General features: G+C 48.3%; 19 protein-coding genes. 5 read left to right on the top strand and 14 right to left on the bottom strand.

Going from position 1 to position 18754, the window contains the following annotated elements:
- The first annotated feature begins 2 nt into the window (after nt 1-2).
- Both B2Q61_RS16560 and B2Q61_RS16565 read left to right on the top strand, forming a co-directional pair.
- Entirely contained in the window at nt 3-1598 is a 1596-nt protein-coding gene (locus tag B2Q61_RS16560) for a lytic transglycosylase (protein WP_290617784.1), read from the top strand.
- A gap of 53 nt (nt 1599-1651) precedes the next feature.
- A complete protein-coding gene (locus B2Q61_RS16565; RefSeq protein WP_290617786.1) occupies nt 1652-2143 on the top strand; it encodes a hypothetical protein in 492 nt (163 codons plus the stop codon).
- Between the two features lie 9 nt (nt 2144-2152).
- On the opposite strand, the gene B2Q61_RS16570 is transcribed toward B2Q61_RS16565, so the two are convergent.
- From B2Q61_RS16570 to pspA, 14 genes are all read right to left on the bottom strand, one after another.
- A complete protein-coding gene (locus B2Q61_RS16570) occupies nt 2153-2401 on the bottom strand; it encodes a hypothetical protein (protein ID WP_290617788.1) in 249 nt (82 codons plus the stop codon).
- 3 nt (nt 2402-2404) lie between these two features.
- Nucleotides 2405-3046, bottom strand: coding sequence for a maleylacetoacetate isomerase (gene maiA / locus B2Q61_RS16575; RefSeq protein WP_290617789.1), 642 nt, complete (start codon nt 3044-3046; stop codon nt 2405-2407).
- Nucleotides 3047-3193: 147 nt separating this feature from the next.
- Nucleotides 3194-4210, bottom strand: coding sequence for a fumarylacetoacetate hydrolase family protein (locus B2Q61_RS16580; RefSeq protein WP_290617791.1), 1017 nt, complete (start codon nt 4208-4210; stop codon nt 3194-3196).
- Nucleotides 4211-4234: 24 nt separating this feature from the next.
- On the bottom strand, nt 4235-5368 hold the full coding sequence (locus tag B2Q61_RS16585) for a homogentisate 1,2-dioxygenase (RefSeq protein ID WP_290617793.1): 1134 nt from the start codon (nt 5366-5368) through the stop codon (nt 4235-4237).
- Nucleotides 5361-6443 carry a 4-hydroxyphenylpyruvate dioxygenase gene (gene hppD, locus B2Q61_RS16590; RefSeq protein WP_290617795.1) on the bottom strand — a complete coding sequence of 361 codons (1083 nt, stop codon included), beginning with the start codon at nt 6441-6443 and terminating at the stop codon, nt 5361-5363. Before hppD ends, B2Q61_RS16585 begins: the two co-directional genes overlap by 8 nt.
- A gap of 212 nt (nt 6444-6655) precedes the next feature.
- Entirely contained in the window at nt 6656-8218 is a 1563-nt protein-coding gene (gene tyrR / locus B2Q61_RS16595; RefSeq protein WP_290617797.1) for a transcriptional regulator TyrR, read from the bottom strand.
- A gap of 228 nt (nt 8219-8446) precedes the next feature.
- A complete protein-coding gene (locus B2Q61_RS16600) occupies nt 8447-8788 on the bottom strand; it encodes a 4a-hydroxytetrahydrobiopterin dehydratase (protein ID WP_290617799.1) in 342 nt (113 codons plus the stop codon).
- 8 nt (nt 8789-8796) lie between these two features.
- Nucleotides 8797-9597 (bottom strand): phenylalanine 4-monooxygenase, encoded by an 801-nt coding sequence (phhA, locus tag B2Q61_RS16605; protein ID WP_290617801.1) that lies wholly within the window; start codon nt 9595-9597, stop codon nt 8797-8799.
- Between the two features lie 173 nt (nt 9598-9770).
- Nucleotides 9771-10964 carry a trans-sulfuration enzyme family protein gene (locus B2Q61_RS16610; RefSeq protein ID WP_290617803.1) on the bottom strand — a complete coding sequence of 398 codons (1194 nt, stop codon included), beginning with the start codon at nt 10962-10964 and terminating at the stop codon, nt 9771-9773.
- Between the two features lie 116 nt (nt 10965-11080).
- Nucleotides 11081-12091 (bottom strand): TIGR01620 family protein, encoded by a 1011-nt coding sequence (locus B2Q61_RS16615; protein WP_290617805.1) that lies wholly within the window; start codon nt 12089-12091, stop codon nt 11081-11083.
- Nucleotides 12088-13473 (bottom strand): YcjX family protein, encoded by a 1386-nt coding sequence (locus B2Q61_RS16620; RefSeq protein WP_290617807.1) that lies wholly within the window; start codon nt 13471-13473, stop codon nt 12088-12090. Before B2Q61_RS16620 ends, B2Q61_RS16615 begins: the two co-directional genes overlap by 4 nt.
- A gap of 10 nt (nt 13474-13483) precedes the next feature.
- On the bottom strand, nt 13484-13897 hold the full coding sequence (gene pspC / locus B2Q61_RS16625; RefSeq protein ID WP_290617809.1) for an envelope stress response membrane protein PspC: 414 nt from the start codon (nt 13895-13897) through the stop codon (nt 13484-13486).
- Nucleotides 13890-14126 (bottom strand): envelope stress response membrane protein PspB, encoded by a 237-nt coding sequence (pspB, locus tag B2Q61_RS16630; protein ID WP_290611136.1) that lies wholly within the window; start codon nt 14124-14126, stop codon nt 13890-13892. Before pspB ends, pspC begins: the two co-directional genes overlap by 8 nt.
- Before the next feature lie 25 nt (nt 14127-14151).
- Nucleotides 14152-14829 (bottom strand): phage shock protein PspA, encoded by a 678-nt coding sequence (gene pspA / locus B2Q61_RS16635; protein ID WP_290617811.1) that lies wholly within the window; start codon nt 14827-14829, stop codon nt 14152-14154.
- Nucleotides 14830-15011: 182 nt separating this feature from the next.
- Between pspA and pspF the strand changes: the two genes are divergently transcribed.
- From pspF to B2Q61_RS16650, 3 genes are read left to right on the top strand one after another with little or no spacing between them, the layout of a single operon-like run.
- Nucleotides 15012-16106, top strand: coding sequence for a phage shock protein operon transcriptional activator (gene pspF / locus B2Q61_RS16640; protein WP_290617813.1), 1095 nt, complete (start codon nt 15012-15014; stop codon nt 16104-16106).
- Nucleotides 16103-17740 (top strand): ABC transporter substrate-binding protein, encoded by a 1638-nt coding sequence (locus tag B2Q61_RS16645; RefSeq protein ID WP_290617815.1) that lies wholly within the window; start codon nt 16103-16105, stop codon nt 17738-17740. Before pspF ends, B2Q61_RS16645 begins: the two co-directional genes overlap by 4 nt.
- On the top strand, nt 17737-18753 hold the full coding sequence (locus B2Q61_RS16650) for an ABC transporter permease (RefSeq protein ID WP_290617817.1): 1017 nt from the start codon (nt 17737-17739) through the stop codon (nt 18751-18753). Before B2Q61_RS16645 ends, B2Q61_RS16650 begins: the two co-directional genes overlap by 4 nt.
- Nucleotide 18754 lies beyond the last annotated feature (1 nt).

Genomic DNA, 18754 nt, shown 5'->3' on the forward strand with positions numbered 1-18754 from the left:
TTATGCATTTGAAAATTTCTGCCGTCATGTTAGTTGCACTGCTTAGCGGCTGTGTCAGCACGACAGAAACGCCTGCCCCAGTCAGCGGCAAGCCAAAATCCAACACCCCACCTCTCGTCCAGGTCAAAGGTGCCAGTGCAGAGCAAATTGCCAGCCGCTTGTGGTATGGCGGTGCGCCGCCTGAACAACTTGCGCCGCTTGACGCTACCGAGCTGGAAGACTTGTGGCAACGCATTCAATTACAATTAACGTTTGACGTGCCGCAAACCAGACCCATCGTCGAACAACGCAATTTTTACAGCCAGCACCAAAGTTATCTTGATCGGGTAGCCAATCGGGCACAACCGTTTTTGCATTACATTGTACAAGAGCTTGAAAAGCGCAATATGCCGTTAGAGCTGGCACTATTACCGATTGTCGAGAGTGCTTTTGACCCTTTCGCCTATTCGCACGCCAGAGCCTCAGGAATGTGGCAATTTATGCCAGCCACCGGCACCCGTTTTGGTCTGAAACAAAACTTCTGGTATGACGGTCGGCGTGACGTTATCGAATCAACCCGGGCGGCACTGGATTATCTGCAGTATCTGTACAATACCCTGGAACATGACTGGCTCAATGCTATCGCTGCTTATAACGCAGGTGAAGGCCGGATTGGTCGTGCCATTCGCGCCAATCAGAAACGACGCTTGCCAACAGATTTCTGGTCACTGGATTTACCTGCAGAGACCACGGTTTATGTACCGAAACTACTTGCGCTGGTTGATATTTTAAAACGCCCGGACGATTTTGATATCGTCTGGAAATTTATTAGCAATGAACCAAAAATTACGGTGGTCGCTACCGAAGGCCAGATAGACTTAGCGATTGCGGCCGAACTGGCTGATTTAAGTGTTGCAGAACTGCAGGCGCTGAATCCGGGATTTAATCAATGGGCTACCGATCCTGACGGCCCACACCAACTGGTTTTACCGATAGCTAAAGCAGAAAGTTTCAGCCGATTGCTGGCACAAACTGCCAGCGAAGACCGCTTGCAATGGCAGCGTTACACCGTCGTCAGCGGCGATACGTTGGGCAAAATCGCCCACCAACACAAAACCACGGTTGATGCTATCAGCCGTTTAAACGAACTTAATACCAATACCATCCGTATTGGTCAGCATCTGCTTATCCCTACGTCAGCCAAAGCCGCCGGCAGCTATCAGCTTAGCCAGCAAAACCGCATTGCTAAAGCACAGAATCGCACTGGCGGTGACATAAAAATCGAATATATTGTCCAAAATGGTGATACGTTGTGGGATATTAGCCGGATGCACAAAGTTACGGTTGCTGAGCTGGCAAAATGGAATGGTATGGTAGAACGTGATCCGTTAAAACCTGGTCAGAAACTGGTCATGTGGCAAGACAGTAAAACCAGCCCGGTCTCCGCCATAACCAGAACAGTAAACTATAAAGTCCGCAAAGGTGATTCACTGGCCAGGATAGCCCAACGTTTTAGTGTGTCAGTTGCTGAAATAATTAAATGGAACAATATTAATACCGAACGTTATCTGCAACCAGGTCAGCAGCTGAAGCTGATTGTTGATGTGACTCAGGTGTGATAACGAACTGTGGCTAAAGTAAGGCTATTCATCACCGTTTAAGGAACAGCACTATGAAAGTATTAACGATCATTATCAGCTTACTGTTTAGCCTATCTGCGTTTGCCCAGTTTCAGTTAATGGGCAATGGCAGCTATACCCTGCAAAGCGGAGAAACAGTACCCTTGCAATACGGCTTTGGCTATACCCGAAAAGACGGTGAGTTTCATTTCAGCGCCGGTCAACAAAGCTTGACCGTAAGCAGCCTGCCACAGAAATACGCTTTGTCGCTCATTCTGCAAAATGAAGACGAAGTCTGGGTACCAGATTTCGTCAATTCGCCCATAGTGGCATTCGACTACGAAATAAGCGGCTTTAAGATTACGCTGACTCAGGAACCTGAATTAAAAGACGGTCGGGGTAATTTTATTTTACATTATGACGGCGGCCGCTACCGTTTCGACCGCGGCCCGGGACAAGTTAATTTCATTTTTAATGATGAAGGCATTGCCAGGGTAGAAATTAAAGGTATGTTTAAGCTTCCGAACACCAAACCGCAGGAGTAAACGACGGCTTTAATCCGGTTCGCGCTGCAATTGTAACGCGGGCAACATACCTGAAGCAACGCACAGCAGGGGCGCCAGCAACGTTACAAACCATAATGGTTGCAGTTGCACACCGTGCCATAAAGCATATAGTGCAGCCGTTAACTGAAATACAATACCAAACACACCGATATACACCAGCGCACGGTTAAGAAATCGTTTTGGCATCGTGGGCATTTTTTTCGGCTGCACGTTTATCCGTTGCTTTAAACCAGTCATGGCTTAAACCTGAGCATCGCTTTGTTGCTCTGGCGCTGCCAGGGCAAACCCGGCCAGCTGCTGGCAATGATGGTATAGCCTGCTGATAGTAGGATACTCCAGCGTGTCGAGTTTAAAGCGTAGCGCATTGTAAACTTGTGGTACCAAACATACATCGGCCAGGGTAATGCTGTCGCCATAGCAGAACTCGCCAGAGGTCCGCAGCAAACGCTGCTCCAACGCGGTAAAGCCAGTATGTAACCAATGGTGGATCCACTCGGTTTTCTGATCGTCAGTCAGTGTTAGCGGCCCGGTTAAATACTGCAGCACCCGCAAATTATTCAACGGGTGAATATCGCAGGCGATATCCAGCGCCAGTGAGCGTACCTGAGCTTTTGCTGCAGCGTCTTCAGGCAGCAATGCTGGCTCAGGATACATCTCTTCAAGATACTCAATAATCGCCAATGACTGATTCAGCGTCAGCTCACCATCCACGTAGGTGGGAACCAACTGATTGGGGTTTAGCTGCTGATACTGAGCACTGTGCTGCTGGCCACCGTCTTTTAACAGATGTACAGGAATGGTCTCGAAGCTGAGCTGCTTTAAATTCAGTGCGATACGCACCCGGTAGGCAGCGGAAGACCGCCAATAGCTGTAGAGTTTCATCGTGTTACCTTTAGCGCTTAGAACCCGCTGCTGCTACGTACATTTTCCTGCGACACGCCGTGAACCCATCCTTGGGGGCTCGTTTCCACCCGTCCAGGGCTTCAACGGTCACAGAAAAAAGTACATCCGCATCCGCTGGGCCTGTGGTTAACCCTTATATTGAACCACTTGCTGGTCGATAGCACCAAAAATGCTCTGGCCATCGCTATCCAGCATTTCCATTTTAATGGTATCACCAAACTGCATAAAAGCGGTACTGGGTTTGCCATCGCGAATGGTTTCAATCATCCGGATCTCCGCAATACAGCTATACCCTACACCACCTTCGGTAATGGCAGTACCATACTCAGTGCCTTGTTTATTCGACACGGTACCTGAACCAATCACTGCGCCAGCACCCAGATTGCGGGTTTTCGCCGCGTGGGCAATCAGCTGGCCAAAGTGAAAAGTCATATCAACACCGGCATTCGGCTTACCAAATGGCTGGCCATTGTACGTGGATAACAACGGTAAATGCACCCGGCCATCCTGCCATTTATCGCCCAGTTCATCCGGGGTAACGGCAACCGGGCTGAAGCTTGACGCCGGCTTCGAGTTGAAAAAGCCAAAGCCTTTGGCCAACTCGTTGGGAATTAAACCGCGAAGAGACACATCATTAACCAGCATCAGTAGTCGTATTTTTTCCAGCGCCTGTTCCGGGCTAATTGCCATCGGTACATCATCAGTAACAATCGCCACTTCGCCTTCAAAGTCGATGCCATGCTCGGTGCTAATCGCCTCAATCGGGTCGCGCGGACCAATAAAATCATCTGAGCCGCCCTGATACATCAGCGGATCGGTCCAGAAACTTGGCGGCATCTCAGAATTACGTGCCTTTCGTACCAGTTCCACATGATTTACATACGCGCTGCCATCCGCCCACTGATAAGCGCGTGGCAACGGCGACTCACAATGCTGGACATTGAATGCCATTTCGCCATCCAGTTTGCCGGCATTCAGCGCTTTTGACACGTGCTCAGCTTCTGGCGCCAGGCTCGCCCAGTTATCCAGTAACTGCTGCATGGTTTTTGCGATATCACTGATAGCGATACACCGGCTTAAATCACGGCTCACCACGACCAACTGGCCATCGCGGGTATTATTTTTTAAACTTGCTAGCTTCATATCAATCCTTAACTGAGTTCATACCTATGGCTTGGTTTTCCAGCTGTTTACGTAATCCGGGTTTTCGGTCGCCAACGCGGCGTCACCAAACGCTAACGCATCACGGGTATCCAGCATTACCGCCACTTCATCGGTAAACTTCTTCTTATACTCGCGCCCGGCAGCAAACGCTTTGGGATGAGGGCCATGCGTAAAACCAGCAGGATGAAAGGTTACCATGCCCTTTTCAATATTATCGCGACTGAAAAAATCGCCAGCGTGGTAAAACAGTACCTCATCGTAATCATCATTATTATGATAAAACGGCACTTTTAATGCGCCCGGATCACTTTCAATTGGCCTGGGGACAAAGGTACACACTACAAAGCGCTGCGCCACAAATGTGGTATGGGCAGAAGGTGGCAAATGATAACGGTGGCTCATTAATGGCCTTATATCACGCCAGTTAATCCGCATTACCGTCAAATCGCCATGCCAGCCAATCGCATCCAGCGGATTATAGGGGTAAGTAATCACTGACACCTGGCCGTGGCGTTTTACCTCAACCTGCCAGCTGTCTTCACTGTATTGCGATTTGAACTTATCATTAATTTTTGGCGTGTCGAGCATTGCCGGGTCAAAGATTGCGTGGTTGCCCACCAGGCCTTTTTCCGGCAGCTGGTAGCTGTCGTTCGTTGCTTCAATCAGCAGAATAAACATCGGCTCATTGGGTACCAGACGCCACATTGTTGAGCGCGGGATCACAACATAATCGCCATCACGTACACTCAGGTGACCATAATCACAATAAAGTTCTGCACTGCCTTCATGAATAAATAACAGCTCGTCACCATCAGCATTGCGCGCCAGACGGCTCATGCTATCGCTGAGGCGCCAGGTCCGCATCTTACAATGACTGTTAAACAGTAAGTCCGGCACTGTCCACGGCGATTGCGCTTTATCCTGTTCAATTTCGTTAAAGTTAAACAGATGAGGTCGCAATGGCCCCTGCCAGTCACTCCAACCGGTTGGCGCGTGAGTATGGTGAAAATGCGTTGCCGGGCCGAAAAAGCCACTGCGACCGGTTTCCCGCTCGTATATTGCCTGCTCCGGGAAATCAGCATGCGCCTGCCGTGATACATCGCCTTCCTTTAACGGAAAAGATGCCCATTTACGCATTGCTTAACACTCCACGCTGAATTTGGTCTTCTTCGATAGATTCAAATAGTGCTTTGAAGTTGCCCTCGCCGAAACCTTCATTGCCTTTGCGTTGAATGATTTCGAAAAAGACCGGCCCAATAACCGTTTTTGTGAAGATCTGCAACAAAATACCATCTTTCATCGGGGCACCGTCGATCAGAATGCGTAGCTCACGCATTTGGTCGAGATCTTCCTCATGGCCTTCTACCCGATCGTTAACTTTGTTGTAATACGTTTCAGGAGTGGGCATAAACTCCATACCCCGGCTACGCAAAGTGCGTACAGTTTCATAAATATCGTCTGAGGTCAGCGCGATATGCTGGATCCCTTCACCTTTATATTCACGAATAAACTCTTCAATCTGTGATTTATCATCAGATGACTCGTTGATTGGAATACGAATTTTACCACAAGGTGCAGTCATCGCTTTAGAGACCAGACCGGTTAGCTTTCCTTCGATATCAAAATAACGAATTTCGCGGAAATTACCGATATTCTCGTAAAAGCCGGCCCACAGGTTCATATTGCCGCGCATCACATTGTGGGTTAAATGGTCCAGCACTTCCAGGCCCACACTATGTTCTGCCATGTCAGCTTGCCAGTTGTCATAGTATTTAAAGTCAATGTCATAAACTGAGCTGGCACCATAGCGGTCCACAAAATACAGCAAGCTGCTGCCAATACCGTAGACAGCTGGAATATTCAGCTCCATCGGCCCTACCTGGTTTTTGTATTCTTTCGCGCCATTGGCCAGTGCATGTTTTAATGCAGCGGCCGCATCGGTTACCCGAAAAGCCATGGCACATACTGAAGGTCCATGTAATCTTGCAAACTCTTCTGCCTGTGAATTGGGCTCGGCGTTAATAATAAAATTAATGTCGCCCTGCTTATATAACCAGGCTTGCTTAGAGCGATGCTTAGCGACTTCTGTAAAGCCCAGCGAGAAAAACAACGCTTTTAACTTCTTAATGCCTTCGGCATCTGCTGCGGTATATTCAACAAACTCAAAACCGTCTGTACCCAACGGATTAATAGTATTTTTGGTAGTTGTCATTTATAAATTCTCCAAACAACGAATGTGGGCGCTATCATGCGCTTACCAATAAAAAAAGAAAGAGGTGAGGTTGCAGTAGTCCGTAACGGCTCTATCGCAAAATTTGTACAGAAAAAAATACAAAATGCCCTTTTGCTGGCTGCCCGAACGCAAGGGCCGACAGATAGGCCTGCCAGCCCGCCATTAGTAAACTATTAAGGACGAAGACGTAATTATATTTTTACAGTCTTGCGGTTTATACCGTAATCACGCAGCTTGTTAGCGACTGCGGTATGACTTAAACCAAGCTTTTTCGCCAATTGGCGTGAGCTGGGGTAAGCGGGATAAAGCTTGCGAAGCAGGTTAGCTTCAAAGCGTTTTACGGCTTCATCCAGCGTGCCATCGAAGTCCTGCTCCAGATAGCCGAAATCACTGGTGTAACTTGGCAATTGCAGATGGTCCTTTTCCAGTTCATAGCCATCTAATAACGTAACCGCACGATACAACGCGTTTTCCAGTTGCCGCACGTTACCCGGCCATGGATATTGCTGTAAAAACTGACTGCAGCTCTCGGTTAAGCGTGGCACTTTGCGACCTAGTCGTGCTGCAAACCGGGCGATAAAAAACTCGGCCAGCGGCACGACGTCTTGCTTGCGCTCGCGCAAGGGCGGCAACGTCAGCGTTAATACATTCAGACGATAAAACAGGTCTTCACGAAAACGCCCTTCCTGAACCATTCCAGGCAGATCTTTCTGGGTAGTACAAATTACTCTGACGTCTACTTTAACTTCATTTTCATCTGCAACCCGGCGAAAACTGCCGTCTTGTAAAAAGCGAATAAGTTTAGTTTGCAACTGGGTCGACATTTCCCCCACTTCGTCCAGAAAAACGCTACCACCATTTGCCTGCTCAAATATCCCTTTTTTGCCTTCAGTACTACCGGCAAAAGCATTTGAGCCGTAACCAAATAATTCTGACTCGGCGACATTATCAGGCAATGAAGCACAATTAACGGCAAGAAAGGGCTTGGCTGCACGGCTGCCTGCGGCATGACAGGCGCGAGCCAGTAGTTCTTTGCCGGTACCGGTTTCACCCATAATTAAAATTGGCGCATCAAGCTGAGCCATTTTTTTCGCTTCTCGTACCACTTTTCTCATCAGGTTGCTGTTAGCCTGCAAGGTATTAAAACTTTCCTGGTCGCCTTTTTTAAAGGCCACCATATGCTGGCCGAGCCGGCTCTCTGATTTTAAATTAATTACCGCACCGGCCAGGATCTCGAGCCCGGTTTCGTCCGGCACCATCACCGGCAGGATATCAGCGATAAAACGCTTGCCATGAATTTCAAAACGGCGGGTTTGCGCCAACACTTCATCACTCTCAAGCCAGCGCTGAAAGTTAAATCCCTTTACCATGCCCTGCAAAGACTGCCCCTGGATATCCAACTGCGCTACGGACAATGCTTCCAGCGCGGCATCATTAATTACAGTTACATTGGCTTTAATATCAATAGCTATCAAACCATCAGGCAACGTTTTTAACAACGTTGTCAACTCGTTATGTTCGCGCTCGGATGGCAGAAACGCAGTGGTTTTGACATCCTCTACGCCGGCAATCCGTCGTATCTTGGCCATCAGCTCCTGAAATTTTTCAAAGTTTACCGTAGGAAAAGAGACATACATCCGGTTGAGTGACGGGTCTACCTCAATTCCACGCAAATCCAGCTGATAACCCACCAGTATATTTAACACCTCCTGCGCGAGCCCCAGGCGGTTTTGACATTGAATTTCTAAACGCATAGCAGCGATGTACCCCGATACCAGTTAATAACGCTATAATACGGTATCTGGCTATTGTCAGACCAGCAAATTTGTAAAGATATATGAACAAATGCGCCAGAGGCGGCCATTGATACGATAAGCAGCAACCATAACGGAATGATTAACAGAGGAAATTAACGCCAGCGAGCTGCTGCTCACTGGCACTATTATCGAATTTAGTTGCACGAAGCGCGGGGCGTATTAAGCTTAATCGCCGAGTAAGCTATCCGTTTTGGCGGCGCAGATAAAATCGTTTTTATGCAACCCTTTAATAGAATGAGACCACCAGGTTACCGTCAACTTGCCCCACTCCAGTAATAATGCCGGATGATGGCCTTCATCTTCTGCCAGCTGTGCTACTTTATTGTGAAATGCCCAGGCCTGCTTAAAATTTTTAAACTTGTATAACCGTTCAAGTTGCAAAATACCGTCGCGTGAAACAGGAGTCCAGTCAGGAATTTGCCGCATTAACTCTGGTAGCTCAGCATCAGAGACTTTTGGCGCATCTGCCTTACAGGCTTCACATTTCATTGCTGTTAATTCTGTCATTACAACTCCTAACTTGCTTGTTTTTGTTTGGGTTCGAAACGTGGCGCATGTAAACCCAGGGCTTTAGCCTGCTCTACCAGGGCCATCATATCCAGATGAGCGACATCGAATAAATCGTCAATATTATTCAATAGAAAATAAATCGGCTGCATAATATCAATTCGATAAGGGGTTCTCAGCATATCAACAGCATCAAAAGGTTTGCGCTCGGGAATATCAGATTCCAGTGCATAAACGGTTTCACCCGGGGATGACAAAATACCGCCACCATAAATTCGCAGACCATCGGGCGTTTTTAATAAGCCAAACTCAATGGTAAACCAATAAAGACGTGCCAGAAATACCCGATCTTGCTTGTTTGCTGCCAAACCAAGTTTACCATAGGTATGGGTAAACTCGGCAAAAGCCGGATTGGTCAACATGGCGCAGTGGCCAAAAATCTCATGAAAAATATCAGGCTCCTGCAGATAATCAAACTCTTCGCGGGAGCGAATGAAGGTGGCAACCGGAAAACGTTTATTAGCCAGCAACTCGAAGAATTTATCAAAACTGATTAACGCCGGTACCTCAGCACATTCCCAGCCTGTGGTCGACCGCAGAACTTTGTTTACCTCTTCCAGTTGCGGGATCCGGTCAGTGGGCAGTTGTAATTTTTCAAGCCCAGCCAGAAACTCATCACATGCCTTGCCTTCAATCACACCAAGCTGACGGGTAATAAGTTCGTGCCAAATCTGATTTTCTTCATCCGACCAGGCAATAATGCCGTTTTCGTCTGATTGTCTGGATACATACTGACTTGTCTTGCTCATAAACAACCTGTTGCAAATAAATGGGCAGCTCGCACTGCCGTAAAGGTACTGCGGATACTAGTGGATATGACAACTCCTGTGTATCATGCGCTCGCCAAAAGCCCTGTAAAGCTGGCGCCACTGTTGTAAAGTTAACAATACAACGACTGGCCAGAGTGCAGCAAAGCAGGGTTTCAGCTCTGCTGCTGCATTTTTGCAAGGGCCTGCTCTAAATCGGCGATAATATCCGCGACATGCTCCAACCCCACCGATACCCGGATCAGCCCATCACTGATCCCGGCCATTTTCCGCTCTTCAGGCGTGTAAGGGCTATGAGTCATGGAGGCAGGGTGTTGGATCAGTGATTCGGCATCACCTAAGCTCACTGCCAGGCTTAGCAACCGGCACTGATTGATAAAATAACGACTGTGCTCCAGGCTGGCATTAAGTTCAAAAGCCAGTACACCGCCGGCGCCCTGCATTTGCTCCCCCAGAAAACGGTAACCTGGGTGACTGGGCAAGCCGGGGTAGAACACTTCTTTTACCGCTGGATGGCGCTCAAGAAACTCAGCAACCTGCTGGGCATTCTGACAATGACGCTCCATCCTTATCGCCAGCGTTTTTAAACCACGTATAATCAACCAGGCATCGTGCGGACTAATCGTCGCCCCCATATCCTTTAACGTTGTCATTTTAATGGTAGCAATTTTTTCGCTATTGGCCACGATAATGCCAGCCACCACATCGCCATGACCATTGAGGTACTTGGTAGCGCTGTGGATAATAATATCAATGCCATATTTGGCAGGTTGCTGTAGTAGCGGGGTCAAAAACGTATTGTCCACAACCGAAATCAGCTGATGCTGCTGGCAAAACTGCCCCAGAAACGCCAAATCAAGCACCACCAGATTGGGATTGATGGGTGTTTCAGCAAATAACATTTTGGTATTGGGTTTAAGTGCCGCAGCTACCGCAGCATGATCAGTCATATCAACAAAACTGACTTCAATGCCATAGCGGGCAAACATATGATTAAATAAAGCAAAGCTGCAGCCATAAATGGCTTTGCTGGCGATCAGATGATCGCCATGTTGTAAAAAGGCCATGGTGCTGGCTGCCACTGCACCCATACCAGTGGCCGTTGCGGCGGCATCGTCCATGCCTTCCAGCGCCGCAATCTTTTGCTCCAGTTCACGGGTAGTAGGATTACCCAGCCGGGTATAGATGTAACCTTCCTGCTCGCCGGCAAACCGGGCAGCCCCCTGCTCGGCATTTTCAAACACAAAAGTTGACGTCTGGTAAAGTGGCGTTGCTAAAGTACCATGCTGATTTTTTTCTTTGCCTGCGTGGATACACAGGGTATGCGGATGAACATTTTTAGTATGCATTGGATAACTGCGTCAGGTAATGGAAGTCCTGCACAGATTTAGCAGAAATTTAAATTTTTGGAAGCATGCCAGACATCTTGCAGTCTGGCAGCAACCATATAATTAAAGATTAACTGTCAACTTTCGCTGGCAGGGTTGTGCCCCCGCAACCGTTTGATCAGGCTTTGGCTTAGTCTGGCAACGTTAATCCGTTGCTTTTCGGCCAGCGGTAACGGCCTTAATTGTTGCATCGCCATGTTGCCAAGCCGGGCTACCAGTAAACCCGCGATCACCCCCTGACCGGCCCTGGCCGATAATTTTGCCGTCAGTTCACTGCTCATGACATCAGACGCCATATCCAGCGCCAGCTCACTGCCACCGGCCCATAAAATAGCCGCCAAAGCGCGTTTTAACATGACCAGACTTCGCAGTTGGCCAACCGGTGCGCCATATAATGATGCCAGCTGGCGTATCATTGTGCTGCTGCGCCAGATCACCATTAACATATCAGCTAACGCAAAGGGAATTACCGCTACGGCCAGACTGGTATCAGTTCCGGCCCGCCAGATTATGGTTTTTGCTTGTGCATCAAGCGGTTCAAGTACCAGTTTATCTAACAATTGCAGTTTTTCCAGATCACTATGTTGCGGCTGTGCAGCAGTTTGCCATTGCTGCGCTGTAATCTGTCTGGCAGGAGTATCAGGCAAGTGGCCAATAATGGCCCTGCAAAGTGCGTCGGCTTCACCGTACTGCACACTCTGCGCAATACGCTTTGCGCTGCGTTGCCAGTTGCTGTTTTGCTGCAGCCGGCGCCATAGTCGCCACTCTCGCCATAACAACCAGCTAAGCACGCCAAGCACTGCAGCACTTAACACGCTAAAAATCAGCCCCTTCACCACATTTTGCTGCCAGCTAACCGTTAACGCATCGACCCACTGCCAACAAGCCAATACCAACAGGCTGGCCACGGCCAGCCAAACCAATCGGGTGAAGACCGCAGGCTTGTCCGGCACCACTGCAGCGGGTATTTCAGGATCCGTCTGCCAGTCCGCAGTCGCAAACTCGGCCCGGGTCTTCAGTTGTGGTTTCACGGGCTCATCGCTGTCGTCCGGCATAGTAAACAACTGAGCGGGTTTTAGCGGTATCATCGTAACTTATCTCCCAATAAAAACTGTAACGCATGATCCATCCGGATATGGGGCAGGTTGGCGTTCGCGGCCAAGGGCAATGGCATTAATGATGGAAAACTAAACTTATGACGGGAAAATACCAGATCATCCGGCACCTCGGACGGTACGTCACCAGGAAATAAACTGATTTTTTTACCACTGCTGCTGTCGGTTCCTGTCAAACATGGTTGACGCTGGCCCTGTTGTTCAACATACCCCGATTTACTGGCACTAAGAGCGGCTATCGCCATTGCTTCTGTTTTTGCCAGTTGGTAGGTTGATTGCTTTAACGGCTGTCTTAATAAATTTTGTAACAGCAACGTCAGCGCTTGATGTTGCTCCGGGGTGACATGGTCTGCCTTACTTGCCGCAAACAACACTTTGCTGATTTGCGGCTTAAACAAGCGCCGCAGCAGACTGGACGGTCCGTAGTGAAAACTCTGCATAATTAATTGCAGGGCCTGACTGAGTTCCGCGGTTGCCGCGGCTCCGGCATTTAGTGCACTTAAACAGTCGACCAACACGACCTGGCGGTCGAGTTGAGAGAAATGCTGTTTATAAAATGGTTTGACTACATAGTCGCGATAGCTTTGATAATGATCTGTCAGTTTTTTTAATAACGCGCTGTTGTCATTAAGTTGTTCTGGTAGCAGCGGAATTAGCTGTAACATTGGCGCACCAGCGAGTTCACCGGGCACTAACAACCGTCCAGGCTGATTTAAATAGGTACCGGCGGTGCTACTGAACTGCTGCAATAATTCTTTGTAAGCGTCAGTTAAACGGTGCAACTGTTGTTCACTGGCGTCACTCAGGTCTGTTGCGGCCGTCAGTGCTTTGAAATCTGCCGCCAGTGCCTGACGATGCGGTTTTGCAAATAATTGCCAGCTGAACTCACACCACTGCTGATAATTAAGCTGTAACAAGGGCAAATCCAGCAGCCACTCTCCGGGGTAATCAACGATGTCCAGTTCCAGCTCGCTGTATGATTGCACATGCGCACGAAGCCCCTGACCCGCTTTATACCGTAATGCCAGACTAAGCTGGCTCCAACCCGTGGTTGAGGGTGGCCATTGTGGGGTGGCTTGTTGTAAATAACTCATATTATGTTCAAAGGGAAAACGAGGAATAGTTAATGCCTGTTCGGCGGCCAACCGGCCTCCCAGATAACGACCTTGTTGCACGACAGTAAAAAAAGGCAGGTTTTGTGGACTGTCGCCCTGCGTCAATTGATGTACCAGTGAGGTAATAAAGGCTGTTTTACCTGCGCCACTTAACCCTGTCACGCCCAGCCGGACATGCCGGTCAAGGGCGCGATGACGTAACTGACGACTTTGATGTTGCAGCTTATCAAGCCAGGTCATAGTATTCCGTTTATAAGTTATTAAATTCCCGATTTAATTGAAAGCGGCTTGATGTTACGTGACGCTCCATATCCTGCAGCCGCAGCTCCAGACTATTATAGCGATTTGCCAGATGTTGCAAGGCCTGCTTTGGCGGCTCGCCGCGCTGCCATACTCGTGTTTTTACCTCAACACCGGGCTCGTCAGCGTCTGCCCTGCTGCCCAGCGGCCGCTTCGCAGCGACCACTGACTTTTTTTCCAGAACGACCCAGGCGGCAATATACAGTACAACAACAAAACCACCGGCCCCGAGAAAAAAGGCAGATACGGTAATAATGCGTACCAACCACAACTCCCAGCCAAAATAGTCGGCAATCCCGGCGCACACGCCTGCCAGTTTGCCGTTGCTATCGTCGCGCAATAACTCTCTTTTTCGCTTAGTCATGCTGGTTTCTCCATTTCGGGCTTTCCGCATCTAAAATCGCTTCGAGGGTATGGATGCGCTCAGCCATTTTCTCTGCCCGGGCCGCCAGGTTGTTTAACTGTTGTAGTTCAACATCAGTTAAACCCTGTTGCATTTTACCTTTGCTGCGATAATGCATAATGACCCACAGTGGTGCCACAAAGATCATAAATAAAATCAGGGGCACAAAAATTAACTCATGAATATCCATTTAGCTGCTCCTGCAACGCCTGATATCAGGCGTCTCCTTTGCTGTTTTTCTTGGTTACTTTGGCTTTCAGTTCAGCCAACTCATTATCAATTTTATCTTGCGCTGCCAGCTGTGCAAATTCGTCTTTCAAGGTTTTCTTACCTAGATCATACGACTCTACCTGTGCTTCCAGCGAATCAATTTTTTGCTCATAGCGCTCAAACTTGTACATGGCATCGTTGATTCGGTTGCTATCAAGTGATTTTTTCACTTCCAGCCGATTTTCAACCGTGGTACGGCGCATCAGCATCGATTTCTGCCGAGCTTTGGCATCAGCCAGTTTTTCCTGCAGTTGCGACACTTCATCCTGCAACTTACTGATATGTTCATCCAACACTGAAATATCGTGAAGTAAAGCATCTGCCTGCTCGGCAGCTTTTTGCTTCTCAATTAATGCAGCCCGGGCCAGGTCATCGCGATCTTTGCTCAATGCCAGTTCGGTTTTGGCCTGCCAGTCATCTGCTTCACCTTGCAGCCTGCTGACCACCCGTTGTAAATCTTTTTTCTCAGCAATGGTTTTGGCAGAAGACGAACGCACTTCAACCAACGTATCTTCCATTTCCTGAATAATTAACCGGACCATCTTTTCCGGATCTTCGGCTTTATCCAGCAGCGAGTTGATGTTTGAGTTCACAATATCTGAAAAGCGTGAAAAAATACCCATCTTAGTTACCTCTGTATGTTGATGTTAGTACGCTAATGCTTATTCAGGTTTCTTGCCAACTTTGCAAATTACCATAACATACTAATATTTAATAACTTTATTTATTTAAAACAAAAGCTTTAGCTCCTGCCCTTTATGAAATACACTATTTATTAGCGAAATTAACTACTTTGTAGCTGTCAATGAATAAAAAATATCAACAAGATAACCTGATTGGTCAGGCCAACAGTTTTTTAAATGTACTGGATCAGGTGTCACAGTTGGCGCCACTCGATAAGCCAGTGCTGATAATTGGCGAAAGGGGCACTGGTAAAGAGCTGATCGCTGCCCGATTACACTTTTTATCACAGCGCTGGGATCAGCAGTATCTGACCCTTAACTGTGCAGCATTAAATGAAAACCTGCTGGAGAGCGAGTTATTTGGGCATGAGGCAGGCGCATTTACCGGCGCAGGCAAAAGGCATGAAGGCCGATTTGAGCGAGCCAACGGCGGAACATTATTTTTAGATGAACTGGCCAATACGCCGGCGCTGGTGCAGGAAAAGTTATTACGGGTAATCGAGTATGGTGAATTTGAGCGCGTTGGCGGTAGCCGGCCAGTGCGGGTTGATGTAAGACTGGTATGCGCTACCAACGAAGATTTACCTTCGATGGCCGACAATGGAGAATTCAGGGCTGACTTGCTTGACCGGCTGGCCTTTGATGTTATTACCTTGCCACCAATGCGCGAGCGCCGTGAAGATATATTATTACTGGCAGAGCATTTTGCGATGAATATGGCCAGAGAGCTCGGCTTTGAGCTGTTTAGTGGCTTTAGTGAAAAAGCCAAAAACACTCTGCTTGACTATCATTGGCCGGGCAATGTCCGGGAATTGAAAAACGTGGTCGAACGCAGCGTTTATCGCACTAATAATCCCTACGTACCGGTGCACCATATCCAGCTGAATCCTTTTGAATCGGCTTACCGGCCAACCCAACGCATTAAAACCCGGGCAAATGGTCCACAAAAACCCACAGAACCGCTGGTAACCCCGCCTGATACTGCCGATAATAAGGAGACGGGCAACACAAGTAGCCCTGCTAATCCCAGTATTGATTTTAGCAACGGCGTAGATTTTAAAACCCTGGCACAGGATTTTGAAGTAAAACTGATTAAAGAGGCGCTCAGCGCCAGTCAGTACAATCAGAAAAAAACGGCAGATTTATTAAATCTTACCTATCATCAGTTGCGTGGTTATATGAAAAAGTATCAATTGCTGGAAAGTCAGCAGGGATGAAGCTACCTGACAATGGTACTCGTGCTCTGGTTTTTAGCAGCGCTATGCTCAGCATCTTGCTGCTGCTTGCGAGCTGCAAGCCATACCTGCCTGAAACAGCCCGCAGTGGCCTGGTTTATTGTTCTGAAGGCTCACCAGAGAGCTTTAACCCACAACGGGTCACTTCCGGCACCACTATTGATATTATCAGCCAGCAGTTATACGACAGGCTGGTCGATATAAATCCGGCCAATGGTAACATTATTCCCGGTCTGGCTACTGACTGGCAAGTTAGTGCAGATGGAACCCGTTACCAATTCACCCTGCGTCAGGACGTAGAATTCCATACTACCCGCTACTTTTCTCCAGGCCGTAACTTCAATGCTGAAGATGTGGTATTTACGTTTAATCGGATTACCAGTACTGAGCATCCGTTTCATTTTCAGGGCGGCGGGGTTTATCCTTATTTTCAAAGTGTTGACTGGGCCGGGTTAGTAAAACAGGTACAAGCAACTGATCAACATACTGTTGTGTTTGAATTACAACGCCCTGACAGTTCTTTTTTATCTAATCTGACAACCGATTTTGCGGCCATCCTTTCTGCTGAGTATGGTCAGAAACTTCTTGCTGCAGGTGAACCCGGCCAGATGGATCGTTTACCAATTGGTACCGGGCCATTTCGTTTTCGCGAATATCAGAAGGATATCCTGGTCAGAATGTATCGCAACAACGACTATTGGCGCGGTGATACCCAACCCGAGCAATTGGTATTTGACATTGTGCCTAATAATGCCAGGCGCATGGCCAAACTCTTTACTCACGAGTGCGATATCGTGTCTTATCCAAGGGTCGCAGAGTTAGAGCTGATCGCGGCCAGGCCTGATGTTACGGTGCAGGAAAGTACCAGTATGAACGTGGGTTTCTGGGCATTTAACACGCAAAAACCGCCTTTTGATCAATTAGCTGTTCGCCAGGCGTTAGCAATGGCCATTAACAGAGCGGCCATTTTGCAAGCAGTGTATTACGGCCAGGCAACGCCTGCATATGGCATTTTGCCACCCACGTCATGGGCTTACAATGATGGTTTACCTGCGCCACTATATTCTCCGGCCAAAGCGCGGGCGTTGTTGGCCGAGGCGGGCTATCCCAATGGCTTTACCATGGATATCTGGGCCATGCCGGTGCAACGCTTGTATAATCCCAATGCGTTAAAAATGGCAGAACTGATGCAAGCCGATTTAGCCCAGATTGGTGTCAAAGCTAATATCGTATCTTATGAATGGAATAGTTTCCGTCAGAAGCTGGGCAACTTTGAGCATGATTCGGTACTTATTGGCTGGGCTGCCGACAACCCGGATCCTGATAATTTTTTCCGCCCGCTGCTGAGCTGCGCGGCCAGAGATAGCGGCAGCAACCGGGCAAATTGGTGTGATCCCGCGTTTGATGACATTATCAGTCAAGCCCTGTTAACAGCAAACCAACAGCAGCGACGGGCACTATATTTAGCAGCACAACAATATCTGCATCAAAAACAGCCTCTCGTTGCCATTGCCCATTCACAGCGCTTTCAGGCAATCAGTAGTTCGGTAACCGGAGTCAGTATTAACCCCTATGGTGGTATAGCCCTGCAACATGCTAAAAGGGTTGAGCCATGACCCGCTATTTATTCCGACGTCTGTTTCTGATGATGTTTGTGTTTTTGGCACTGAGCCTGCTGGCGTTTAGTCTCGGCTATTTGTTTCCCGGTGACATCGTACAGAACCTTAGCGGTCTGCGTCAGATTGACGAAAGCCAGCGTCAGCAACTTGTTGCTTATTATCAACTTGATAAAAATTACCTGCAGCAGTACCTGGCGTTTTTAAACAGAATTGTCCACGGTGATTGGGGGCTGTCTTTTGCCAGTCAGCAACCGCTGCTCCAAGAAGTAAAGTTGCTGTTACCCGCCACCCTGGAGCTGGCAGCCTATGCGTTGTTATTGTCATTTATTATTGGCATACCGCTGGGAATCGTGGCCGCGTTTAAACCCGACAGCATCATTGGCAAATCTATTTCTGCTCTGGCAATGATTGGCTATTCCCTGCCGATATTCTGGTGGGGATTGTTACTGATCATGTTTTTTTCGCTGGCACTGGGCGTACTCCCTTCAGCCGGCCGCATCGGCGTGTTGTATGAAATTCCACACCACAGTGGCTTTATGCTGTACGACATTTTGCAAGCAGACATCAGCTACCGCCAGGAAGCGCTGCACAATGCACTCCAGCATTTACTTCTGCCAACCGTGGTACTGGCAACGTTTCCAACAACAGTAATGGTTCGCTTTGTTCGCGATGCCATGTTAAACGTATGGGAACAAAACTATATTAAAACAGCGAGGGCCAAGGGGTTAAACCGGGGACAAGTCTTGTACCGGCATGGACTGCGTAACGCGCTACTCCCTGTTATCCGTCAGATTGGTTTACAGTTCAGTACCCTGATCACCCTGGCCATGCTAACCGAGGTAATCTTCTCCTGGCCTGGAATTGGCCGCTGGCTAATCGACAGTATTTATCAGCGCAACTATCCGGCAATCCAGGCGGGATTGCTAGTGATCTCCACGATGGTAATCGCCATAAATATGCTGACTGAAATCTTACATGCATTTTTTAACCCGTTAGCCAGGCGAGGTTGAT

Origin of the sequence: Arsukibacterium sp. UBA5043 (assembly GCA_002415085.1) — a bacterium.
Lineage (GTDB): Bacteria > Pseudomonadota > Gammaproteobacteria > Enterobacterales > Alteromonadaceae > Alishewanella.

Bases quoted from the DNA above. Each gene is read 5' to 3' on its own strand.
- B2Q61_RS16560 (WP_290617784.1), top strand. From the start codon at position 3: ATGCATTTGAAAATTTCTGCCGTCATGTTAGTTGCACTGCTTAGCGGC.
- B2Q61_RS16565 (WP_290617786.1), top strand. From the start codon at position 1,652: ATGAAAGTATTAACGATCATTATCAGCTTACTGTTTAGCCTATCTGCG.
- B2Q61_RS16570 (WP_290617788.1), bottom strand. From the start codon at position 2,401: ATGACTGGTTTAAAGCAACGGATAAACGTGCAGCCGAAAAAAATGCCC.
- maiA (WP_290617789.1), bottom strand. From the start codon at position 3,046: ATGAAACTCTACAGCTATTGGCGGTCTTCCGCTGCCTACCGGGTGCGT.
- B2Q61_RS16580 (WP_290617791.1), bottom strand. From the start codon at position 4,210: ATGAAGCTAGCAAGTTTAAAAAATAATACCCGCGATGGCCAGTTGGTC.
- B2Q61_RS16585 (WP_290617793.1), bottom strand. From the start codon at position 5,368: ATGCGTAAATGGGCATCTTTTCCGTTAAAGGAAGGCGATGTATCACGG.
- hppD (WP_290617795.1), bottom strand. From the start codon at position 6,443: ATGACAACTACCAAAAATACTATTAATCCGTTGGGTACAGACGGTTTT.
- tyrR (WP_290617797.1), bottom strand. From the start codon at position 8,218: ATGCGTTTAGAAATTCAATGTCAAAACCGCCTGGGGCTCGCGCAGGAG.
- B2Q61_RS16600 (WP_290617799.1), bottom strand. From the start codon at position 8,788: ATGACAGAATTAACAGCAATGAAATGTGAAGCCTGTAAGGCAGATGCG.
- phhA (WP_290617801.1), bottom strand. From the start codon at position 9,597: ATGAGCAAGACAAGTCAGTATGTATCCAGACAATCAGACGAAAACGGC.
- B2Q61_RS16610 (WP_290617803.1), bottom strand. From the start codon at position 10,964: ATGCATACTAAAAATGTTCATCCGCATACCCTGTGTATCCACGCAGGC.
- B2Q61_RS16615 (WP_290617805.1), bottom strand. From the start codon at position 12,091: ATGATACCGCTAAAACCCGCTCAGTTGTTTACTATGCCGGACGACAGC.
- B2Q61_RS16620 (WP_290617807.1), bottom strand. From the start codon at position 13,473: ATGACCTGGCTTGATAAGCTGCAACATCAAAGTCGTCAGTTACGTCAT.
- pspC (WP_290617809.1), bottom strand. From the start codon at position 13,897: ATGACTAAGCGAAAAAGAGAGTTATTGCGCGACGATAGCAACGGCAAA.
- pspB (WP_290611136.1), bottom strand. From the start codon at position 14,126: ATGGATATTCATGAGTTAATTTTTGTGCCCCTGATTTTATTTATGATC.
- pspA (WP_290617811.1), bottom strand. From the start codon at position 14,829: ATGGGTATTTTTTCACGCTTTTCAGATATTGTGAACTCAAACATCAAC.
- pspF (WP_290617813.1), top strand. From the start codon at position 15,012: ATGAATAAAAAATATCAACAAGATAACCTGATTGGTCAGGCCAACAGT.
- B2Q61_RS16645 (WP_290617815.1), top strand. From the start codon at position 16,103: ATGAAGCTACCTGACAATGGTACTCGTGCTCTGGTTTTTAGCAGCGCT.
- B2Q61_RS16650 (WP_290617817.1), top strand. From the start codon at position 17,737: ATGACCCGCTATTTATTCCGACGTCTGTTTCTGATGATGTTTGTGTTT.